Genomic DNA, 5,058 nt, shown 5'->3' on the forward strand with positions numbered 1-5,058 from the left:
CGGCCCTGGCGCTGAGCCTGTTTGCAGGACGCGGACGTTCGCCGGCCGGAGGCGCGGGACCGGGACGGCCCCTATCCGGCGGACTTTCATGCGCGGCCTGACCCCGGAGGCGCTCGGGGGCGCGCGGATCGGCTTTCCCAGGGGCGCCTTCTCGGGCGACGATCCCGAGATCGACGCGGCGATGCTGGCGGCGATCGAGGTGCTGAAGGCGGCGGGGGCGACGGTGGTCGAGGTCGCGTTGCCGGACTGGCTGATCCCGCTGAGCGGCGACCTGCAGGCGGTGCTGGTCCGCACCGAGTCGGCGCCGAGCCTGAACGCCTATCTGGAGGCCTCCTTCCCGGGACGCGCGCCCGCACAGCCACGCCGAGATCCTGGCCATGAGCGAGGCGCTGGCCCGCCGCCCCCGGGGGCGAGAGGGGGTCACGCCCAATCCGGGCCGGCTGGACGGCGTACCGCTGGGGAGGCCCGGGGCCGCCCCCCTGAGCGACCCGCAATACCGGGCCGGCCGGGACGAGGGCCGCGCCCTGGTCCGGGCCTCGCTGCAGTCAGTGCTGGACCGCTATGGCCTGGACGCGATCGTCTATCCGACCCAGACGACGCCCATCAATCGGATCGGCGAGCCGCCCAAACGCAACGGTCGGGGCCTGTTCGGGAATTTCGGGCCCGTGCTGGCCAGCCTGGCCGGGTGGCCGGAGCTGACGGTCCCGGCCGGCCTGACGCCCGACGGCCTGCCGTTCGGGATCTCGCTGCTGGGGCCGGCGTACAGCGAACAAAAGCTTCTGGGGCTACGGCTTCGCCTTCGAGCTGGCGGGCGAAACGGCCTGCGCCAGCCGGGCGGCGACGCCGCCGCTGCCGGGGGGACCGGTTCGGGTACTAGGGGCGCGCGCGGCCTGATCCGCCGGCGTCGCCCTCGCCTGGTCGCCGCGTTCGCGCCGACCTGTCCTCTCCATTCGCTTCGGGGCGAATGGAGAGGTGAGCGGCGGCCATGGCGACCACGTTCCTGTGAGCAACCGAATCGGCCGTCTGCCCTTGAGACCGAATCGGAGACACTGTGCCCCCATGACCGCCCAGTTCCTCGCCGCAGAGATCCAGGCCCGCACCGGGGCGGTTCCGGCCGACCATCCGGAATGGCAGTACCTGAACCTGCTGCGCGACATCCTGGAGACCGGCGCGCGGCGCGACGACCGGACGGGCACGGGGACGCTGGGGGTGTTCGGCCGCCAGATGCGGTTCGACCTGTCCAGGGGCTTCCCGGTCCTGACCACCAAGAAGCTGCACCTGCGCTCGATCATCGTGGAGCTGCTGTGGTTCCTGCGCGGCGAGACCAACATCGGCTGGCTGAAGGACAACGGGGTCTCGATCTGGGACGAATGGGCCGACGCCGAGGGCGAGCTGGGGCCGGTCTACGGCAAGCAGTGGCGGTCGTGGGCGGCGCCCGATGGTCGCGTGATCGACCAGATCGAGAAGCTGATCCACGGGCTGAAGACCAATCCGAACGGGCGGCGGCACATCGTGTCGGCCTGGAACCCGGCGGACGTGGACGACATGGCCCTGCCGCCCTGCCACTGCCTGTTCCAGTTCTTCGTGGCCAACGGCAAGCTGAGCTGCCAGCTGTACCAGAGATCCGCGGACGTCTTCCTGGGCGTGCCGTTCAACATCGCCTCCTACGCCCTGCTGACGATGATGGTCGCCCAGGTGTGCGGGCTGGAGCCGGGCGAGTTCGTGCACACCTTCGGCGACGCGCACCTGTACCTGAACCACGTCGAGCAGGCCGAGCTGCAGCTGAGCCGCGAGCCCCTGCCCCTGCCGACGATGACGATCGCGCCCAGGGGCGACCTGTTCGCCTATCGGCTGGAGGACTTCGTGCTGGATGGGTACGCGCCCTGGCCGCACATCAAGGCGCCGGTCGCGGTCTAGGCTCCTCTTTCGTCATTCCGGGCGAAGCGCAGCGGAGACCCGGAACCCAGCGGCGCGCGATAGCGCGAAACTGTCACGCGCGCAGCTTGCTGATCCATCGCCTTCGCTGCGCTTCGGCGCCGCTGGGTTCCAGATCTCCGCCTCGCAAGCGAGGCTGCGTCCGGAATGACGAAAGTGTAGAGGAAGGCGCATGAATCTCTCCGACCTCTCCGCCGACGTCCTGCGCATCTCCGACATCTACGCCCGTGAGCACGGTATCGAGCGGTCCGCGGACTGGGCGTTGCTGAAGGTGCAGGAGGAGCTGGGCGAGCTGACCGCCGAGCACCTGCGGATGAGCGGCCGCGCGCGGGGCCAGGCCGACGCCGGCAAGCTGGGCGACGAGGCGGCGGACGTGCTGGGCATGCTGCTGGTCTATTGCGATCGGGCCGGGATCGACCTGGAGAAGGCGATGCGGCGCAAGTGGCTGCACTGGCTGAAGAAGGCGTAGCGCGCCTCAATCGTAAACCACTGTTTCCGCAACCTAGCGTCGCGCCCGGACTCGGCGCACCCTCCGGCGACTCCGCGACAGGCGGGGCCGTAGCAACGGGGAGGTTGCGATGGTGAAGACGTTTTCGGCCGAGTTCGTCGGCACGCTGGTGCTGGTGCTGTTCGGGTGCGGGGCCGCCGTCCTGGGCGGGTTCGACCATGTGGGGCAGCTGGGGATCGCCCTGGCGTTCGGCCTGGCGATCGTGGCCATGGCCTATGGCATCGGGCCGGTGTCGGGATGCCATGTGAACCCGGCGGTCAGCCTGGCGACCTTCGTGGCAGGACGGATGTCGGCCAAGGACATGGTCGTCTACTGGATCGCCCAGTTCCTGGGCGCGATCGCGGGCGCCGCGATCATCGGCCTGATCGCCAAGACCGGATTCGCCAGCCTGGGGGCCAACGGTTTCGATGCCGGGTCGCCGGGCGGTTACGGCCTGCATGCGGCGCTGATCTTCGAGATCGTGGCGACGGCGATCTTCGTGATCGTGATCCTGGGCGTCACCGGCGAGAAGGGCCACGGTGCCTTCGCCGGCCTGGCGATCGGCCTGACCCTGGCCGTCATCCACATCGTCGGCATCCAGGTGACCGGCGTGTCGGTCAATCCGGCGCGCAGCTTCGGCCCGGCGGTGCTGCAGGGCGGCGAGGCGCTGAGCCAGGTCTGGGCCTTCTTTGTCGCTCCGGCGATCGGAGCGGTGATCGGGGCGCTGCTGTTCCGCTTCAAGGTGCTGGAACCCGAGGCCTGATGGCGTAAGAACGGGCGGCGGCCGAGCGGGCCGCCGCCCGTTTCCGTTCGAGGTTCCCAGTGCCCCTGCCCCATATCGCCCTGGTCGTGGCCCGCGGTCGGAACGGCGTGATCGGGCGCGACGGCGACCTGCCCTGGCGGCTGCGCTCGGACCTGCAGCGGTTCAAGGCGATCACCATCGGCAAGCCCTGCCTGATGGGCCGCAAGACCTGGGAGAGCCTGCCGCTGCGGCCCCTGCCCGGCCGGCTGAACGTCGTGCTGACCCGCGACGAGGGCTGGGGCGAGGCCGGAGAGGCCAAGGGGGCGCTGGTCTGCCGGACGCTGGACGAGGCGATCGAGATCGCCCGCGAGCAGGCCGAGGACGACGGCGTCGACGAGATCTGCGTGATCGGCGGCACCGCCCTGTTCGAGGCCGCCCTGCCCCGGGCCAGACGGCTGTACATCACCGAGGTGGACGCCGCGCCCGAGGGCGACGCGGTGTTTCCGGCGTTCGACGCGGCGGCCTGGACCGAGGTGTCGGCCGAGGCGCATCCGGCGGGCGAGAAGGACGACCACGCCGTCATCTTTCGTGTGCTGGATCGCCGCTGACCGCATGAGATGATGGGCGTCGGACAAGGAGTTCGACGATGATCGCCGCCCTGACGCTGACCGCCCTCATGACGACCGGGGCCCTGGAACTGCCGCCGCACGCCTATGAGCAGGCGCGTGCGGAGGCGACCTCGGTGATCGTGCTGGAGGAGGTTCGCGCCCGGGGGATCGGGTTCCAGCCGCGCGGGAACTGCACGGTGCGGGGGCGGGTCTCGGCGGTGGAGCGGGGAACGGAATACCGGGTCGGCCAGCGTGTCACCCTGGCGGTGCCCTGCGTCTCGTTCTTCTATAATCCCCCGCCAGGACCGTGGCCGGGCTTTCCGCAGGACCAGCTGACGCGGTCCCGGAAGGGGCGCGCGTTTCTGACCGATGGCGAACTGGTGCGCAGGGGCTACGATATCCTGCAACCCTGACCCTGGAGACGCCCCATGCTGATCGTGACCACCAACGACGTGCCCGGCCACCGGATCGTCAAGACCATCGGCCTGGTGCGGGGGATCACGGTGCGGTCGCGCAACCTGGTCTCGGACGCGATCGGCGGGCTGCAGTCCATGCTGGGCGGCCGCGTGGGCGCCTATGTGAAGCTGGCCGAAGCGTCGCGGGCCGAAGCGTACGAGGAGTTGGTGGCCCACGCGAACGAGGCCGGAGCCAACGCGGTGATCGCCATGCGCTACGAGGCCAACGAGATCATGGAAGGCGTCACCGAGGTGCTGGCCTACGGCACCGGCGTGGTGATCGAGCCGGCGTGATCGACGCGCCCCGCACGGTCGAGGGGGAAGTGATCGCGCTGGTGGCGCGGATGGCCGACCGCCCGGCCGAAAAGATCCGCGTGAACGACCGGCTGCTGGAAGACCTGGGCGTGGACGGCGACGACGCCGTGGAGCTGTTCAATGCCTTCGGCGCGGCCTTCCCGGTCGACCTCTCCGTGCTGCACGCGCGATGGAGCCGCCATTTCGGGCCCGAGGGCTGGCCGCTGTCGATCGGCCTGGGCCTCGTGTTCATCGGAGGCGCCGCCACCATCGCGGCCGCCGCTCTCGGGGCTTCGAAGTGGGTCGCGGTTCCACTCGGCCTGGGCGCCGGACTGTTCTGGCTGATCGTTCTACGGGGCTGGCCGCTGCCCCAGCCCTGTCTTGAGCCGATCCGCGTCGCCGACCTGATCGAAGCCGCGCGGACGGGACGCTGGACGCTCAAGGTCTAGAGGCTCAGTCTCTCCACCAGCCCTATGGCGAAACCAGCGAAGCGCCGGGCAATCTCGCCTCGGGATCGGCGACGACCGCCGGGCGGCC

General features: G+C 70.3%; 8 protein-coding genes and 1 pseudogene. 8 read left to right on the forward strand and 1 reads right to left on the reverse strand.

Annotated elements, in window-relative coordinates:
* On the reverse strand, positions 1-294 hold a 294-nt coding region (locus AC2W7C_RS13230; RefSeq protein WP_486001856.1), incomplete at its 3' end, for a hypothetical protein.
* Between the two features lie 83 nt (positions 295-377).
* On the opposite strand from AC2W7C_RS13230, the pseudogene AC2W7C_RS13235 reads away from it, so the two are divergent.
* The 8 genes and pseudogenes from AC2W7C_RS13235 to AC2W7C_RS13270 form a co-directional block, all read left to right on the forward strand.
* A pseudogene (locus tag AC2W7C_RS13235) lies at positions 378-770 on the forward strand (amidase family protein); the annotation flags it as partial.
* A 289-nt stretch (positions 771-1,059) separates the two neighbouring features.
* Positions 1,060-1,917, forward strand: a complete 858-nt coding sequence (locus tag AC2W7C_RS13240; protein ID WP_486001857.1) for a thymidylate synthase — start codon at positions 1,060-1,062, stop codon at positions 1,915-1,917.
* A gap of 190 nt (positions 1,918-2,107) precedes the next feature.
* The gene (locus AC2W7C_RS13245; RefSeq protein WP_486001858.1) at positions 2,108-2,404 is read left to right on the forward strand and encodes a phosphoribosyl-ATP pyrophosphohydrolase; all 297 of its coding nucleotides are present in this window, start codon (positions 2,108-2,110) and stop codon (positions 2,402-2,404) included.
* Positions 2,405-2,513: 109 nt separating this feature from the next.
* Entirely contained in the window at positions 2,514-3,185 is a 672-nt protein-coding gene (locus AC2W7C_RS13250; protein ID WP_486001859.1) for an aquaporin, read from the forward strand.
* Between the two features lie 59 nt (positions 3,186-3,244).
* A complete protein-coding gene (locus tag AC2W7C_RS13255) occupies positions 3,245-3,772 on the forward strand; it encodes a dihydrofolate reductase (protein WP_486001860.1) in 528 nt (175 codons plus the stop codon).
* 38 nt (positions 3,773-3,810) lie between these two features.
* Positions 3,811-4,185 carry a hypothetical protein gene (locus AC2W7C_RS13260; RefSeq protein WP_486001861.1) on the forward strand — a complete coding sequence of 125 codons (375 nt, stop codon included), beginning with the start codon at positions 3,811-3,813 and terminating at the stop codon, positions 4,183-4,185.
* Between the two features lie 15 nt (positions 4,186-4,200).
* On the forward strand, positions 4,201-4,521 hold the full coding sequence (locus AC2W7C_RS13265; protein WP_486001862.1) for a YbjQ family protein: 321 nt from the start codon (positions 4,201-4,203) through the stop codon (positions 4,519-4,521).
* A complete protein-coding gene (locus tag AC2W7C_RS13270) occupies positions 4,518-4,970 on the forward strand; it encodes a hypothetical protein (RefSeq protein WP_486001863.1) in 453 nt (150 codons plus the stop codon). The genes AC2W7C_RS13265 and AC2W7C_RS13270 overlap by 4 nt, the downstream gene beginning before the upstream one ends.
* The last annotated feature ends 88 nt before the right edge of the window (positions 4,971-5,058 follow it).

The organism is Brevundimonas sp. CURTG3B2_SDJG, assembly GCF_057364705.1.

What these genes read in the sequence shown, in the direction of transcription:
- AC2W7C_RS13260 (WP_486001861.1), top strand. Translation starts at nt 3,811, where the DNA reads ATGATCGCCGCCCTGACGCTGACCGCCCTCATGACGACCGGGGCCCTG.
- AC2W7C_RS13265 (WP_486001862.1), top strand. Translation starts at nt 4,201, where the DNA reads ATGCTGATCGTGACCACCAACGACGTGCCCGGCCACCGGATCGTCAAG.
- AC2W7C_RS13250 (WP_486001859.1), top strand. Translation starts at nt 2,514, where the DNA reads ATGGTGAAGACGTTTTCGGCCGAGTTCGTCGGCACGCTGGTGCTGGTG.
- AC2W7C_RS13240 (WP_486001857.1), top strand. Translation starts at nt 1,060, where the DNA reads ATGACCGCCCAGTTCCTCGCCGCAGAGATCCAGGCCCGCACCGGGGCG.
- AC2W7C_RS13245 (WP_486001858.1), top strand. Translation starts at nt 2,108, where the DNA reads ATGAATCTCTCCGACCTCTCCGCCGACGTCCTGCGCATCTCCGACATC.